At 42.4% G+C, this 16,410-nt stretch carries 15 protein-coding genes; 6 read left to right on the forward strand and 9 right to left on the reverse strand.

Annotated elements, in window-relative coordinates; all coding sequences use genetic code 11:
- Positions 1 to 27: 27 nt before the first annotated feature.
- A complete protein-coding gene (locus QNM18_RS18910) occupies positions 28 to 609 on the reverse strand; it encodes an anthranilate synthase component II (RefSeq protein ID WP_211012971.1) in 582 nt (193 codons plus the stop codon).
- Positions 610 to 895: 286 nt separating this feature from the next.
- Here QNM18_RS18910 and QNM18_RS18915 point away from each other — a divergent pair, with 286 nt between their 5' ends.
- Complete coding sequence (locus QNM18_RS18915; protein ID WP_284138125.1) at positions 896 to 1,048, forward strand: hypothetical protein; 153 nt, start codon at positions 896 to 898, stop codon at positions 1,046 to 1,048.
- Positions 1,049 to 1,102: 54 nt separating this feature from the next.
- Here the strand turns inward: QNM18_RS18915 and QNM18_RS18920 are convergent, their stop codons facing one another.
- From QNM18_RS18920 to QNM18_RS18935, 4 genes are all read right to left on the reverse strand, one after another.
- On the reverse strand, positions 1,103 to 1,618 hold the full coding sequence (locus QNM18_RS18920; protein ID WP_211012969.1) for a DUF2489 domain-containing protein: 516 nt from the start codon (positions 1,616 to 1,618) through the stop codon (positions 1,103 to 1,105).
- Entirely contained in the window at positions 1,615 to 2,193 is a 579-nt protein-coding gene (yihI, locus tag QNM18_RS18925; RefSeq protein ID WP_211012968.1) for a Der GTPase-activating protein YihI, read from the reverse strand. The genes QNM18_RS18920 and yihI overlap by 4 nt, the downstream gene beginning before the upstream one ends.
- A complete protein-coding gene (locus tag QNM18_RS18930; protein ID WP_284138126.1) occupies positions 2,190 to 2,855 on the reverse strand; it encodes a class I SAM-dependent methyltransferase in 666 nt (221 codons plus the stop codon). Before QNM18_RS18930 ends, yihI begins: the two co-directional genes overlap by 4 nt.
- A gap of 651 nt (positions 2,856 to 3,506) precedes the next feature.
- A complete protein-coding gene (locus QNM18_RS18935) occupies positions 3,507 to 4,139 on the reverse strand; it encodes a c-type cytochrome (protein ID WP_284138127.1) in 633 nt (210 codons plus the stop codon).
- A gap of 352 nt (positions 4,140 to 4,491) precedes the next feature.
- Here QNM18_RS18935 and yihA point away from each other — a divergent pair, with 352 nt between their 5' ends.
- The gene (gene yihA, locus QNM18_RS18940; protein WP_211012965.1) at positions 4,492 to 5,136 is read left to right on the forward strand and encodes a ribosome biogenesis GTP-binding protein YihA/YsxC; all 645 of its coding nucleotides are present in this window, start codon (positions 4,492 to 4,494) and stop codon (positions 5,134 to 5,136) included.
- On the opposite strand, the gene QNM18_RS18945 is transcribed toward yihA, so the two are convergent.
- Both QNM18_RS18945 and QNM18_RS18950 read right to left on the reverse strand, forming a co-directional pair.
- Entirely contained in the window at positions 5,133 to 5,672 is a 540-nt protein-coding gene (locus tag QNM18_RS18945) for a DUF1285 domain-containing protein (protein WP_211012964.1), read from the reverse strand. The genes yihA and QNM18_RS18945 overlap by 4 nt on opposite strands.
- Positions 5,662 to 6,228 carry a YceI family protein gene (locus QNM18_RS18950; protein WP_211012963.1) on the reverse strand — a complete coding sequence of 189 codons (567 nt, stop codon included), beginning with the start codon at positions 6,226 to 6,228 and terminating at the stop codon, positions 5,662 to 5,664. Before QNM18_RS18950 ends, QNM18_RS18945 begins: the two co-directional genes overlap by 11 nt.
- Positions 6,229 to 6,797: 569 nt before the next feature.
- Here QNM18_RS18950 and QNM18_RS18955 point away from each other — a divergent pair.
- On the forward strand, positions 6,798 to 7,031 hold the full coding sequence (locus QNM18_RS18955) for a hypothetical protein (protein ID WP_284138128.1): 234 nt from the start codon (positions 6,798 to 6,800) through the stop codon (positions 7,029 to 7,031).
- A gap of 138 nt (positions 7,032 to 7,169) precedes the next feature.
- Here QNM18_RS18955 and polA read toward each other — a convergent pair whose 3' ends face one another.
- Positions 7,170 to 9,920, reverse strand: a complete 2,751-nt coding sequence (gene polA, locus QNM18_RS18960) for a DNA polymerase I (protein ID WP_284138129.1) — start codon at positions 9,918 to 9,920, stop codon at positions 7,170 to 7,172.
- A 419-nt stretch (positions 9,921 to 10,339) separates the two neighbouring features.
- Between polA and elbB the strand changes: the two genes are divergently transcribed.
- The 3 genes from elbB to QNM18_RS18975 all read left to right on the forward strand — a co-directional run bounded on the left by elbB (position 10,340) and on the right by QNM18_RS18975 (position 14,320).
- Positions 10,340 to 10,993 carry an isoprenoid biosynthesis glyoxalase ElbB gene (gene elbB / locus QNM18_RS18965; protein WP_284138130.1) on the forward strand — a complete coding sequence of 218 codons (654 nt, stop codon included), beginning with the start codon at positions 10,340 to 10,342 and terminating at the stop codon, positions 10,991 to 10,993.
- 207 nt (positions 10,994 to 11,200) lie between these two features.
- Complete coding sequence (locus QNM18_RS18970; RefSeq protein ID WP_284138131.1) at positions 11,201 to 11,590, forward strand: c-type cytochrome; 390 nt, start codon at positions 11,201 to 11,203, stop codon at positions 11,588 to 11,590.
- 159 nt (positions 11,591 to 11,749) lie between these two features.
- Positions 11,750 to 14,320, forward strand: a complete 2,571-nt coding sequence (locus tag QNM18_RS18975; RefSeq protein WP_211012958.1) for a diguanylate cyclase domain-containing protein — start codon at positions 11,750 to 11,752, stop codon at positions 14,318 to 14,320.
- Here QNM18_RS18975 and rep read toward each other — a convergent pair.
- Complete coding sequence (rep, locus tag QNM18_RS18980; RefSeq protein WP_211012957.1) at positions 14,309 to 16,321, reverse strand: DNA helicase Rep; 2,013 nt, start codon at positions 16,319 to 16,321, stop codon at positions 14,309 to 14,311. The genes QNM18_RS18975 and rep overlap by 12 nt on opposite strands.
- Positions 16,322 to 16,410: the final 89 nt, after the last annotated feature.

Genomic DNA, 16,410 nt, shown 5'->3' on the forward strand with positions numbered 1-16,410 from the left:
GTATATTAAAAGAAAGCTCTTTAAAGGTTAGAAGCGAGCAATAAAGTTATCAAGTAGTCTTAATCCATACTCGGTTAAGATTGCCTCAGGGTGGAATTGCACACCTTCCAATGCAAGCTCAGTATGACATAAGCCCATAATTTCATCTAGTTTCCCCTGCTGGGTTTGGGTCCAGGCAGTTACTTGTAATGTGCTAGGTAAAGTCGCAGCATCTACCGCAAGGGAATGATATCTGCATACATTAAAGTGACTGGGCAAGCCTGCAAACATACCTTTATCTGCATGATAAATTCGCGACACCTTTCCGTGCATCACTGATTTCGCCCGATGTACGCGTGCACCCAAAGCTTGCGCAATCGTTTGATGACCCAAGCACACACCTAAAATCGGGAAGTGCCCCTGTAATTGTTGTACAGCCTGCAAAGAAATACCCGCTTCATCAGGGCTGCACGGCCCAGGTGATATCACAATGTGATCGGGATTAAGTTGCCGAATTTGTGAAATAGATATTTCATCATTTCGTTTGACCAACACATCTTGATCTAACTTTTGAAAATACTGAACGAGGTTAAATGTGAACGAGTCATAGTTGTCTATCATTAATAACATTCAGCGTTTACCTCTAAACTTTTAAGACTCACCATTGTGCATACTACATCAATATCCGACCCACCCCTTTGTCACGCTCTCAATAAACATAAACAGTAAGGCAATAGCTACATAAGGCGTGCATAGTAACACATTTTGTCAAACCACTGGCAAAACCTCTGAGTTCACCCACCTCAATTATCAACTTTATGCAATAGTGGCACACAATCTGTTACATATGACCGCTGGACAAGTAGAAAAAAAACGAAAATAGTTAAGCGGTGCAAACAACTATAAGGAAAAAAAAATGAAATTCACAATCAAAAAGAAATGCATCAAAAACTTATCTGACAATCAGGCCATCAGCGCTCAAAAAACCGTGCTCGTCGCCGGTGGCGCATTTAAATCTCCAGACAATGGTTTCTCCGCAGGCCAGGATGTAACTTGTAAAACAGCATAAATGAGCGTATAGCTGGGTCCACACTACCTCGACCCAGCTTTATTCCACACAGCTTTATTGAAAAACTACGTTTTCACTACCTGGTAACGCTTTGAACTCCTCAAGCAGTTTATCGCAATCTTGCAGAATTTGCGCTTCAAGTCGTTCTTCTGCACGCCAGCGCTGCGTATCCATTTTAAAAATCTCTTTTTTCGAATACTTTTTACGCGCATCATGTGTGGGCATTTCCTTTACTTCATCATACATTTCATATACCCCAGGATAGACTTTTTCCAAAGCCACCTCGGAGTCAAAACTGTATTGAGAGATCAGGACCCAAACCCGCAAACACCCTTCAGAATATTCGCACTGCTTTTGCTTCATCGCTTTAGCGATCAGATTAATGCTGTCCGCCAATTTGCCATTACGCTCTTGCCGAGACTGCTCAAGTTTTTGCGCTTGCTCTTCTTTTAATTTAGCAATCGTGTCATTCTGAACTTTGAGTTGCCACAGCAGCTTACCGGCATAAAAAGCCAAACCCGCAACAATCAAAGCTCCAGCGACTAATGCGACTACCCACATTGTGCTCATCGCTCATCCTCATCATCACTTAACCACTCATCTGCCAGATCATTACTGACAAAATCCGCTAATGGATCAGCTTCAATCATATCTTCTTCTTCAAACTCATCATCAATGCCAAGGATCTCACACAACTCTTGATGGCGTGCAATGGCACGGTTAAAGAACTTCGCATCTTTACCTGTTAATAACTCTCCGCGCTCGTGACGCTCAAGCAGTTTCATCAGTCGCTCATCATTTTCCAACTGTTGTAACTCTTGCTCAAGAGTCAGCTCCGGATCTTTTGCTTTAGTGAGCGTTACTTGCGGTGTCAGGTGCCGCTTCATCTGCGGCTCAGTTTGCGGCTGGACGGCCTCAGGTGTCAATGCAATCTTTTTCTTGCTACCTGCGCGCGGATCTTTCTGTGATCCAGCCTGAGACTTGATCTCGATTTTGGCTTCTTGGGCATTTCTTGAGCCCGCTTTATTTCCTTTGTTCTTTTTTACACGCTGCTCTTTCATAGCGCGTAACTCTTGAAGCTTTTCCTTACTTAATCTCGGTGTACCGTTTTCACCTAACTTGCGTGATTTTTTCTTTCTAGTCATGCTTCTCTACCATCTACTTTTACCACCTCTTGTTTACTTAGAATGATCACGTCATTACCAATAAACTCGAGCTTGGTGCCAAATTGCTTTGCTATATATTCAAACGTTTCGCGACTAAAAAATGAGATATGTGTTTGGTCATTCTTGTAATGCCAAGATGCAAAACGTTTCGGATCTATTACCAGTTTGGTCATCAATGCAAGTGGAGCACCGGGCTTTAACATCGCCAATAACTGCGTCAGCACAGACTTAGGCTGACCAATATGCTCAATTACCTCTGTACAAGTAATAAAATCATACTGTCGCTGCAACACTTCAGGGTTGTCAGCATAGTATAAATCATACAACGCGACAGAATGCCCAACCTCTTCAAACATCTTTGCCAACAGAGGCCCCGGACCACACCCAAAATCAAGCCCTTGTTTATGGCCTTGCAAACGCGAGTGAACGGGCTCAAACACACGCGATAAAAATCGGCGGTATCCCGTATCATCTAAGTCGTTTTCATGGCTGTCGTAAATGGCTTTTTCTTCTTGAGGAGATAGTCTGTCACAGGCTGCCACACTGACTAATTTACACTGCTGGCACTGCCAGTAATTGCGAAACTTATCTTGGTGGTAATGTTCGAGCAGCTCTGAATCACAGAGGCCACATTGGAGCATTTGTGGATTTTGCAAAGGTGATGAACCAAACGTACTTAAAAGGAGTATTGTAACAGCAATTAAAAAGTGTACAAATAAAAAGACGGCAGAGATTACTCTCTACCGTCTGCTAATCTGAGCGTCACAATTCGGACACTTCTCCCTTCGACTTTTAGTCTTTATTTTTCTTATTATTTATCTTCCATTTTGTTTTTATTGTACTTCCGTGAGACTTTCCATATTGTTTTTGTTATCAAACTTCCATTGCTTTTTTTCTTTTCGGTCTTCCTAACGCTTTTGTAATCATCCTTGTTAGATTGTATTCAAATGAATACTTAATATGTGTCGTCTACGCTTCCGTTTCGAATTGTCCCTGTTTTTGTATTGTCTCGACGACAGGGATTAATCTACGCTTATTTTAAACAGTTACAACTAATCAATAACAAAATTATTACCTCAGCAACAGCGGTTAAAATAAAAACAAATTAAATACATAGACTTACACAAAAAAACAAATTTAATTTGCGTTAAGTCCTACAATTTAGGAACGTCACTATCCTACATACAAAGTGAGAAATATCTCACACCGCACAGATCAAAAAAAGGCAACGATCACGCTGCCTTTTTAGATACTAAAAGTTTACGCGAAGTCGCGTAAAATCAAATACGACTTTAGTGCAAGCCGCCTAGATATTTAGATAAAATCTCAATGTCTTTATCCGTTAATTTCGCTGCAATATCTCTCATCATACCGTTGGCATCGTTCTCACGAGAGCCATCACGAAACTTTTCGAGCTGCGCTTTTATATACTCTGGATGCTGGAAAGAAATTTTTGGGAATTTTGCCAAGGACGTGCCATTTCCTCTGGGGCCATGACATGCCATACAAGATGGAATACCACGCTCAGCGTCACCTGCTCGGTAAAGTTTTTGCCCTTTTTCGACTACGCTTTCAGGCGTAGTGCCAGCACTCATAGGCATATTGGCAAAGTAAGCTGATAAATCCTTCATGTCCTGATCTGACAACGGCATAGCCATGCCACTCATTACCGGATCCATACGGCCCTCAGCGCCACCCGATGTCATACCAAGCTTAAATTCTTTTAGCTGCTTATACATATAGTCAGCGTGCTGACCTGCTATTTTTGGGTACATAGTTACAGGAGCATTGCCATTTGGTCCATGACATGCTGCACACGTTGCCGCTTTTGCCTTACCAGCCTCGGCGTCCCCATCGAATGCTACTGCGTTGTTAAATGACAACGTACTTAGTAGCATAGTTAAAGATAATGCTATTTTTTTCATGGTAAATTCTCTGTTCCGACCCTGTAACTATCAACCCAATAGAAATACGCTAAATTTCTCGACACTGGGCAGATGCTAATCTATGCACATTGACTTAAGTGGATTAAGTGACGCTCAATGTTTTTGTTTTACGTTGTAACTTGTAAATTCTAGACAATAAAAAAAGCCCCGCCATGCTTTGCGGCTATTATAAAACCACAAATTTTATAGGTAATTGACATAGATTAAACTTAGTTCAGAAATTCTATTGACGCAGCTAAAAATTGTCGACTTTCTCTACTTTTGCATTGTGTGACAGATGTAATAAAATACGTATGAACAAAAGAATCAATTAATCCGCCTAGGAGTTAGAGTGTTAAAATCTCGCATGCCATATAATCGCGCTACTTTCATTACCAGCGCACCTGATATTTCCCGCCTTCCCGCAGACAGTGGCATAGAGGTCGCTTTTGCCGGACGCTCCAACGCCGGTAAGTCAAGCGCATTAAATGCGCTGACCGATCAAAAACTCGCCCGTACCAGTAAAACACCTGGTCGCACCCAGCTGATTAATACTTTTGCACTCGATGAAGAAAGAAGACTTATTGACTTGCCTGGTTACGGCTTTGCAAAAGTGCCTATTGAAATGAAAAAGAAATGGCAAAAATCTTTGGGTGAATACCTACAAAAGCGCCAAAGCTTAAAAGGCATTGTTGTCCTGATGGATATTCGTCACCCTATGAAAGACTTGGACATGGATCTAATCAATTGGGCTGTTGGCAGTGATATCCCCGTACTTGCACTACTCACCAAAGCCGACAAACTAAAACAAGGTAAACGTAAAGCAGAAGTCTTACAAGTACGTAAAGCACTGTCGGAACTTGATGGTGATATTACCGTACACGCATTCTCATCTCTTAAAGGGCTTGGTTTGAAAGAACTCGCTTGGCAGTTAGATGATTGGTTTTTAGGGCCATACGTTAAAGAAGAAGCGGATGAAGACGCACAAACTAGCTAATTCAATTCGAACGTCTTTCCAGCAGAGCGCAATAGCATCATATCATTTTGCTCATTGAGCTCTGCTATCTCTACCCATTGATAAAATACATTGCGATCTATCCGCGCGTGTAAGCCATAATTTAGCTTCAAGTGTGGGATCTGTTGCCCTTTATAATCGTCTAAATATAGAGGAAAAGTATCGCAAATTGGCCAAAACCGCCCTAAGTTATCTTCGCATATAATCGTCGCCGCAATCCCATATTGAGCAGCTATTTGGCATTCATGCCAAGCAACAATAACAAATGGGCTCGCATCAACAGAGACAACACAAGTTTCAGTGGGTGTCTTTAACCGATAGGCTCCATCTTCACGGCATAAAACACTGGCAAACAGCTTTACTAAAGCAAGCCGCTTTATTTCATCACCCTGATGATACCAGCGCCCACTCGCGTCGATTAAAAACTCACCGACACCACACTCACCAGCTTGCCAGCGCTCCGTTGGTGAGTGTGATGAAACATAGTGTGCTAATAGCTGCTCAAGTTTACTGGTCATTGAATACCAAATTAAATGTAACTGGCACAGCTTGCGAAATATGATTTAAACCAGCTAATTTACGCAGTGCCTCAACTCCGCCTTCGAGATCAAAATCACGGCTGTTGATCAATACAGCGCGCTGAGGAGATACATGCATTGTTTTACCCAGTTTGTTAATAACTAGGTCCAACTTCAATACTAAATTTTTGCCGTGTAAATTAAGCGTAACAGGCAGAGCCTTTATAATCTGCATGCCCTCTTTCAGTTGAGGTAGCCACGGTGTTAGGTTCGTTTCAATTGTTGCCGTTTTATATTCCGAGACTTCAAAAAGCACCTTTTTCATGCGCTCATTTCTGATCGGGATCAAAGACTCTATGCTACTCAAGTCAATAGCGATATTAAGTTTACCTGTATCGCTTATTTGGCCTGACAGCGAAGTAAAATGATGATTTTCAGCAATGCTGTTCAATTTGATTGAAGTAAAACTCAGATCACTCAGTTCATTATTTAATTGCCAAGCAGACACGGCTTGAGACATAAAACATAAGCTACCGATCAATAGAGGCTTAAGCATGACGTATTCCTGTATGTAAAAGTTTCTCACATCTTAACAAATAAATATGAAGAGAGTTAGGATGGTGTCAAATGGATTCGCTCTTACTAAATTACAGGATAGCAAGACACAAAACAGCCTTAGATACGACAGATATCAAATGGAAGAGAAAAATCGGCTCGTATAAACCTTTTACGAGCCGTTATAGCAATCTGGGGAGAAGCTATCAATACACAGTATCCTCTTTCGAGAGATACATCATCAACAGGATGTCCTACAGGATGAGGACGGCGCGAACTGTAGCAAATAGCCATCTAGAAATAAACAGCGCAAAGCAAATAACGAGCCAATTTGATAGTTTTTAAACAAGTAAGTGATGTTTTTTACGTTAGCTTTACACAAGCCCAGTAAATTCGGGACATAGAGGCATTTTAGCTTGGCCAAATTCGTTGGCGATCTCCTGACCTAAAAATGAATATCATAGAGACGACTTGAAAAACATGACATCACATTAACCGAACAACTGCGACTTTAATGGTGAAGGCACCGTAAATTGTGCCGAGTAAACCTAATATTAGCAGGAGGCAGGCGTGCAGACATTAAGTGCAACATCCGACCACAAACACCAAAGCACAGATAATCAAGTTGAACCACCGTCAGATGACCGTAAAATTAAAGGATCGCAGTACAGATTTACCCTCACCAAACTTATTATGGATAAAATAGACAACGCAGGAATTCCGAGCTTTTCTGACATCAAACAGACATTGATGAATGAACAATCAGAAAGTGTCAGGGAGGCATATAGATTTAAGCCGACTTAATCCACACGTTCCGAACGTAACCTGAAAATTTGTTTTGTTCAGTGATTTGCTCACTGTGGACCTACAATCATTAAATCAATCGTAATATGTTAAAGTAATGAGAGCATGGTGAGCCCATGCTCTCACTGGACACACAATTTAGTGCGCTTGCTCCCAGTTATCACCATGATCCGCTTCGACAACCAAGGGGACGTCTAATGCCGCAGCTTCACTCATTAGACAACAAATGTGCTCACTAAACTCAGTCACTTTGTCGGCTTTGACTTCAAACACCAATTCATCGTGTACTTGCATCAACAACTTGATCTCATCTTGGCTATGTTCTTGCAGCCACTGATGTACCTTGATCATCGCTTTTTTAATGATATCTGCAGCTGTGCCTTGCATTGGCGCATTGATTGCTGCACGTTCAGCAGCTTTACGACGCGCGCCATTACGCGCTTTGATATCAGGCAAATACAAACGACGGCCAAATAGTGTTTCTACGTAACCCTGCTCAGCGGCTTTTTCACGTGTGCTTTCCATATACTCTAACACGCCAGGAAAACGCTCAAAGTACTTATCCATATAGTGCTGTGCTTCGTTGCGAGGAATATCTAACTGACGGGCTAAACCAAAGGCACTCATGCCGTAAATCAAGCCAAAGTTAACCGCCTTTGCTTTACGACGCATATCTGAGGTCACATCTTCGAGTGGCACAGAAAAAACTTCGGATGCCGTTGCACTGTGGACATCTTTTCCCTCTGCAAAAGCACTGAGTAACCCTTTATCTTGTGATAAATGGGCCATAATACGCAGTTCTATTTGGCTATAGTCCGCCGCTAGGATCACGTGGTTTTCATCCGCAACAAACGCCTGGCGAATACGACGCCCCGCTTCATTACGAATTGGAATATTCTGCAAGTTTGGATCTGTGGAGCTCAAACGACCTGTCGCAGTCACCGCCTGATGATAAGAGGTGTGAACACGCAGAGTCTCATCATTAATAAGCTTTGGTAGCTTGTCCGTGTATGTTGACTTTAGCTTGGCCAAACCACGATGCTCTATGATCAATTTTGGCAATGGGTAGTCGTGTGCCAATTCTTGCAGTACTTCTTCAGCAGTTGAGGGGGCACCTTTTGGTGTTTTCTTTAATATCGGTAAACCTTGCTTCTCAAACAAAATCGCCTGTAACTGCTTCGTTGAGCTTAAGTTAAACTCTTCTTCTGCCAGCTCATAGGCTTCTTGTTCAAGCTCAGCCAGCCGCTTTTCAATCTCTAGGCTTTGCTCTCCAAGCATGGTGCTATCTATTTTAACACCGGTACGTTCCATATCAGACAGTACATTGATCAGTGGTAACTCAATGTCACGAAACACACTGACTAAACTGGCTTCTTTTTCCACTAGAGGCCACAGGTGCTGATGCAGACGGAGCGTGATATCGGCATCTTCAGCGGCATAAGGCGCAGCCTTTTCAAGTTCGATTTGGTTGAATGTCAGCTGTTTTTTGCCCTTGCCCGCGATATCTTCAAAACTGATATTTTTGTGGCCCAAGAACTTAAGTGCAAGCGAGTCCATGTCATGACGCGTACCTACACTATTAAATACATAAGACTCAAGCATGGTATCAAACTCGATGCCATTTAAGGTGATGCCAGCTCGTGCCAGTACACTCTTATCGTACTTTAAGTTTTGACCAACTTTCTTGATGCTGTGATCTTCCAAAATTGGCTGTAAAAGCTCAAAAACGAGCTGTTTATCAAGCTGCTCCGGCGCTCCCATATAATCATGGGTCAAAGGTAAATATGCAGCTTCACCCGCTTCAACCGCAAAGCTCATTCCTACCAAATCAGCTTGCATATAGTCCAAACTGGTTGTTTCTGTGTCAAAAGCCATCACCTCTGCACCTTTGAGCTTTTCAACCCAGATATTCAGTTGCTCAGACGTTAAGATGGTTTCGTAATTACCTACAATTTCTGGTTGAGGCGCTGAAGTTGCTGTTGGTGCCCCATTTTGCGGTGCCGCTTTACCGTCAAGCAACTCTGCAAGCCAGCGTTTAAATTCGCATTGACCATACAGCTCAATCAAGCGATCTTTATCCACTGGTTGGATCTTAAATGTGTCTAGATCTTCTTCCACGTCACAATCGAGCTTGATAGTAGCCAATTCATAGGACAGCTCTAACTGTGCTTTGTGCTCTTCTAGTTTTTTCGCCATACTCTTTGAGCCGCGAAAACCCAATGGCGCAATTTGATCTAGGTTGGCATACAACTCTTTGATGGAGCCCAAGCCTTGCAACATCGCCAGCGCGGTCTTTTCTCCCACTCCAGGAACGCCTGGGATATTGTCGACCTTGTCACCCATGAGCGCTAAAAAGTCGATGATAAGCTCTGGACCGATGCCAAATTTGTCTTCAACCCCAGCCGGATCCAATACTGTATCTGTCATGGTATTGATCAAGGTAACGTGCTCATTTACCAACTGAGCCATATCTTTATCGCCAGTACTGATCAACACATGACGTTTTTGTTCCGTAGCAATACGGGAAAATGTACCGATCACATCATCAGCTTCAACGCCAGCAATACTAACCAAAGGCAAACCCATCGCTTTAATAATTTCATGAATAGGCTCAATTTGGGTGCGGAGATCATCAGGCATCGGAGGGCGATTGGCCTTGTATTCTGAATACATGTCGTTTCTGAAGGTAGGCCCTTTGGCATCAAAAACAACCACCATATGGCTAGGATCAAACTGTTTAACCAAGCTTTTCAGCATATTGATTACACCATAGATCGCACCAGTTGCTTCACCCTGAGAATTCGTCAAGTGCGGTGGCGCATGATAAGCGCGAAATAAATAGGAAGAACCATCCACCAAAATTAAAGGGTTTTCTGGGATCTGAGGCATAATATTTTGGATCCTAATTAAAGAGATTTAAAAACTCGCTAAGAATGCCACAAGGCTTAGCATAAAACGAGAGGAGTGCAATGAAACTTTATAAGGAAAAACTGTGGATAACTTTGTAGATAAACACAAGAAAAACACCGGCGATAAAATAAAGCCAGTGAAAACAAATCATAAACTTCTGATTTTTATAACAAAATACATAAGCTAATTTTTATTCTTTATAAAATGAGTTTGTGGAAATCTCACAACTCATGTATTTTTCACCATTGAAAAGTGGTGATAAAACGACCCGTTTTTTCGAGCGGACGCGTATACTAACATAAATGATCAAAGATCAAAGCAGATCCTTTATATTTTTTTTCACACTCGACATTCTTACATTGAATATAGCAGGCAGAATCAGCCTTTGGAGATTAATAATGAAACAAGTAGCAATCATTTTTAGTGGTTGTGGGGTTTTTGATGGTGCAGAAATTCATGAATCTGTACTGACCATGTTGCACCTTGAACAACAAGGTATTCAGTACCGCTGTTTTGCACCCAATATCGAGCAACATCATGTCATCAATCACTTAACGGGCGAAGAGCAAGCTGAAACACGCAATGTATTGACTGAAGCGGCACGTATAGCGCGCGGTGACATTCAAGATCTCGAACAACTTAACGCTGATGACTTTGCAGCACTTGTTATCCCTGGCGGATTTGGTGTGGCTAAGAACTTATCTGACTTTGCGTTCAAAGGCCCTGAGTCTCAGGTGCTAGACGTATTGAAAAACATTTGCCAACAGTTTAACAAACAACAAAAACCAATCACCTACCTATGCATCGCTCCTGCACTTATTGGTCATATACATCAGCCGGGCACTAAAGCAACAATCGGGAATGATGCCGACACTGCCGCAGCGGTTACGGCACTGGGCGCAGAACATGTGGAATGTGCCGTCACCGATATCATTGTGGATGAACAGCAAAAAGTCATCAGCACACCAGCTTATATGTTAGCTGGCAATATCAGCGAAGCATCTGCGGGTATTGAAAAAGCAATTAAAAGGCTAGCTCAACTTATCGATTAACCGATCGATTAACTGCTCATAGATAATTTACTTGATTTTAAGCATAAAATGCCAAATCTTTGCCCTAACGCAATAAAAGATGTTTTTTATACGCTTAAGATCAAGTTTAAATTTTAACTAATTTGGTGGTGACGTTATACTCAATTAGGAACCGTCATCCGTCGTGCTTCGTGATCGAAGACATTAAATTTGAAGTGAGCAAGGTAAATGAAGAAACTGTCAGCAGCACTCTTAATGCTATCCACGGCCGCCGTTGCCCAGCCGTATGATAATTCTCTAACCGAAGAAGCCATCAAAAAGCGCTTGACCCCTATAGGCTCAGTGTATTTGGCTGGTGCCGAAGATACTGCGGCGGCGGTTCCAACAGGACCACGCTCTGGCGAGCAAGTATACCAAGCATCTTGTTTTGCTTGTCACGGCACAGGGGCGCTCGGAGCACCAAAGACCGCGGATGAGTGGGCTACCCGTTTGTCTAAGGGCTCTGACGTCTTACTTGATCACGCAATTAATGGATTTAATGCGATGCCGCCAAAAGGAACCTGCATGGACTGTAGTGATGAAGAAATCGCTGCTGCTATTGAGTTTATGATCAAATAGCTGTCGTATAAAAAACGGAGACAAATACTCGCTTATTTGTCTCTATTAAGGCAAAATGTTTACCCAAGAACTGAATTAACATTTTACACTTGACCCTCCAAGTCAAAAGTGAAAATATAAAGTTTAATAAATAAACAATAATAGCCTTTGGTTTAATCATTGGAAGATCCAAACGACGTTGCAATTCGCAAGCTTACTCGTAAGAATCGCCGCTTAGAGTCCTTGCTGAAAAAATACAAACAAAACTATCACTTGCAACATGCCTTGATCCAGCTCTCTGAACAGGCTAGTACGGTTGCCGAGCTAACTCTTCTATACCCCGCAATTCACAGCATACTTGAGCAACATTTACCGAGTAAGAGCTTTTATGTTGTGTTGCAAAATCAATTTACTCAAACTCTTGAACTATCCTATTTTGTCGATGAAAAAGATGGGATCTCCGTACCACTTCATGAATCCCACCATTTTGATCAAGGTGTTACTGGATATGTCTTCAAGACTAAAAAAGTGCTGTATTTAAGCAAAGATGAAATGCAGCTGATGATAGACGACAATAAATTCAAAGCCTTGGGTAGCCCTGCTGAACATTGGGTTGGTGTGCCCATATTCAGAGATAAAAATATCATTGGCGTCATGGTTTCTCAGAGCTATCAACCTCAACAAGCTTATAACGAACATCAAATTGAGCTCCTTGAGGTGATGTCTCTATATTTGGCAACCGCCATTGAAAGAGTTAAAAAGCGGGAGTTACTTGAATCAGAAGTCAAAATCCGCACACGTGCTTTGATGCAGAGTAATGATGCGCTTAACAAAGAAATAGAACAGCGTAAACGCGCCTTAGAAAGACAACAAATACTGTTTAAGATTTCTGAATTAGCGACACAATTCAGTGATATCGACGATGTTTATAAGCAGGTTCATAAGATCATTCGCTCTATCACATTTGCCAATAACTTGTACATTGCGCTACATGATACAGGCTCTAACTGGCTGAGCTTCCCTTATTGTGTGGATGAAGTAACGGAATATCGTCCTCGACCCTTTGCCAAGGGCTATAGTGAATTGGTGATCACCACTGAGCGAAGCCAACTTATAGACACCAATCGCGCCGATATACTTATTGATGGCGGTGTGGTGAAACGCCCTCCTGATTACGATGACTTGGAAACAGCGACAAGCTGGCTGGGTGCACCTCTAAAAACGGCTAAAGGGGTAATTGGACTAATTGCTTGTCAAGCTTACAATCATGAATACGAATATAATCATGAAGATGTAGAGCTCATTTCCTTTGTCTCAAATCAGATCGCCTCTGTTTTACAAACACATCTAGCCAACCAAGCACTCAAAGCAAGTAACCAAGAACTCGAACACCGAGTTGCAGAAAAAACCAAAGCATTGCGACAAACCAATTTACATTTGCAAATGCAAATTGAAGAGCGTAAAAAAATCGAGCAGCAGCTCTATCACGATGCGCATCATGATCCACTCACCTCATTACCCAACCGTAGCCTGTTTTTGACACAACTAGAAAAAACACTGCAAAAATATCAGCGCTACCCTGAACACAACTTTGCGGTATTGTTTATCGACCTTGATAAATTTAAAGTCATTAATGACGAATTAGGACACCAAGCCGGCGATCAATTTTTAATTTGGGTGAGTTCTGCATTTTCTGAGTGTATTCGAGAACATGATTTACTAGCACGTTTGGCTGGTGATGAATTTGTGATCTTACTCGATCACCTTACCGATAAGCAGCAAGCTGAAGACGTTGCCAAACGCCTTATTCGCGTCATGCAACAGCCATTCTGCATGAAAGGTGTATGCATGCAAAGTGGTGCCAGTATTGGTATTACATACAGCAATAAAGAGTATAAAAATACCGATGAGATCATTCGCGATGCCGATGCCGCCATGTACTACGCAAAAAATGCCGGCCGTGGTCGCTACGAGTTTTACCATCCATTGCTTACGGCTTCTTCTGGAAGCGCCACAAAAGCGGAAGAACAACATCACTTGACCGCGCTGCCAACTCACTTTAGAAGCACTGAAATCGTTGACTTTGGTAATCACGCGACACAAATCGTCACACTGGAAGCCTTTGGCGAACACCCGGTATTGGGCAGCACTAGCTTCGATGTCTTGAAAAAATTTGCTGCGGCCAAAGATGAGCAATTAGATATTGAATTAGGATTACTGGAGAAAGCTCTTAAGATTGCACAAAGCTACAATCAAGATGTACTGCTTGCTTGTTCCACCATCGTTCTAGAGTCTTCTGCCTTTGTTACCCTAAAACATATGCTCAGTCAAAATAACACGCAGCTGTGTTTAATGTTTGATGAGAATGAAGTGCGATACGCCTCAAGCGTGCAATTAGAAAATCTCAAAGAGTTACCGCAGCTAGGCGTGAATATTGGCCTCAATGACTTTGCCAAAGAACGCTGTGATTTAGCCTTTTTAAGCAGCATTGATTTCAAATATGTACTGTTGAGTTCAGTATTTAGTAAACGCGTGTTGCAACAAAACAGCTATGATATTCAACTGCAAGGGATTTTAGCAATAACACATCTGAAATCGATTCAAGTCATTGCTAAAGGGCCCGCAATCTTGAACTTTAGAAGCCTCTTAGAAAAACATGGGTTGCAGTTATTTTTTGGCAAGCAGCAAAATTTAAAAAGTGCTCGTCAAAGCAGCAACTGCGTCAACGAGCAAGAAACTCTAACGTTTTAACATTGCGCGTAGATTAGCGACTCGGGCTTGCCCTTTTTCCATTCTCTCTGATTGCGACACAACTGCTTTTTTTCCTTCAAACTGCAAGTCATCTTGAGGCAGCTCTTGTACAAAACGGCTGAGTTCTGGCGTAATTTGCTCGCCAAATTGGCGGCGGCTTTTCGCATATGTCAATGTCAATGTCTGCTGAGCACGCGTGATCCCAACATAGGCGAGACGTCGCTCTTCTTCGACATTGTCTTCATCGATGCTGGTTTGATGTGGCAACAAGCCCTCTTCCATACCCACCATAAAGACATGAGGGTACTCTAAACCTTTCGAAGCATGTAATGTTAACAGTTGAACTGCATCACTCTCATCTTCCTCTTCGTTGCGCTCAAGCATATCTCTAAGTGTCAATTTGGTCACTACCTCAGCCAGAGTCATCGGCGGATTGTCCGCATCGCCTGTCAACATATCGCTGATCCAGCGGTACAACTCAGAAACATTTTTCATTCTCATTTCTGCTGCTTTAGCACTAGTCGATGACTCATATAAATACGTTTCGTAATTGATCTCACGGATCATATCTTTAACTGCTTCAAGCGTATTTCCACGCACGGCTCGGTCACTTAATTCCACAACCCAACGCGCAAAACCCGCTAATGCGTTAAACCCTTTACCAGTCAGACGTTGGGTCAAATCCGGATCAAAACATGCCTCAAACAAACTAATATGTTTGTCATTGGCCAAGCTTCCCAACTTTTCTAGGGTAACAGGGCCTATTTCACGTCTTGGTGTATTCACAATGCGCAGAAACGCATTGTCGTCATCCTGATTTACCAATAGCCGTAAATAAGCCATGATGTCTTTAATTTCACTGCGCGCAAAAAACGACATCCCCCCGCTTATCTTGTAGGGAATGCGGTTCGCCATCAGGGCCTTTTCAAATACCCGTGCTTGGTGATTCCCGCGATACAAAATCGCATAATCTTTATAACTAGTGCGCTTCATAAATTTGTGAGAAATGATCTCTGCAACCACGCGCTCTGCTTCATGTTCCTCATCACGGGTTGCTATAACACGCAGTGGATCTCCATATCCCAATTCGCTGAATAGCTTTTTATCAAATTCGTGAGGGTTATTGGCAATCAAAATGTTAGCAGATTTCAAGATACGCCCTGCACTGCGATAGTTTTGCTCTAGTTTAATTAAACGCAGTCCGGGATAGTCTTTACTCAAGAGTACTAAGTTTTGCGGCTTTGCCCCCCGCCAAGAATAAATTGATTGGTCGTCGTCACCTACCACTGTAAATCGTGCTCGCTCACCCACTAACAGCTTCACCAACTGATATTGACTGGTATTGGTATCTTGGTATTCATCCACCAGCAAATACCGAAACTGATTTTGCCAGCGCTCTCTCACATCTGCTGAGCTAGCGAGTAACAACGTAGGGATCATGATCAGATCATCAAAATCTAGGGCATTGTACGCTCTAAGTTGAGTTTGATAACGCGCGTAGAGCTGAGCAAACAGCGCTTTTTGCGGTTCTCGCGCTTCTCTGATTGCACGCTCTGGTAAGATCAGATCATTCTTCCAGTTACCAATTTGCATCTTGAGTAAGTTCAAAAGGTCTTTGTCTTTCTCTAGCTCTTTCTCTGTTAACTCAGCCAGCAACTGGTTAGTGTCTTGATCATCAAAAAGTGAAAAGCCAGGTTTAAAACCGAGTGTCTTCACCTCTTTTTTAATGATATTCAACCCCAAAGTGTGAAATGTAGAGATCCACAACCCTTTTGCATCTTGTTTTCCTAACGTCTGCGATACACGTTCGCGCATTTCCTTAGCAGCCTTGTTGGTAAATGTCACCGCGGCGATGTTGCGCGCCTTATATTCACAATGCTGCACGAGATAAGCGATTTTATTTGTGATCACACGAGTTTTTCCGGAGCCCGCCCCCGCTAGTACGAGGCATGGACCACTAATATACTTAACGGCTTCATCTTGTTTGGGATTGAGTTTCATAAAAGGCGTGTATCCTGACCAACTGGAACCGCCTAGTTTATCTTATTCATGCCATAATACCAATTTGCAAAGTTTTGATTATGATTAAT

This window comes from Pseudoalteromonas obscura (genome assembly GCF_030135505.1).
Taxonomy (GTDB): Bacteria; Pseudomonadota; Gammaproteobacteria; order Enterobacterales; family Alteromonadaceae; genus Pseudoalteromonas; species Pseudoalteromonas obscura.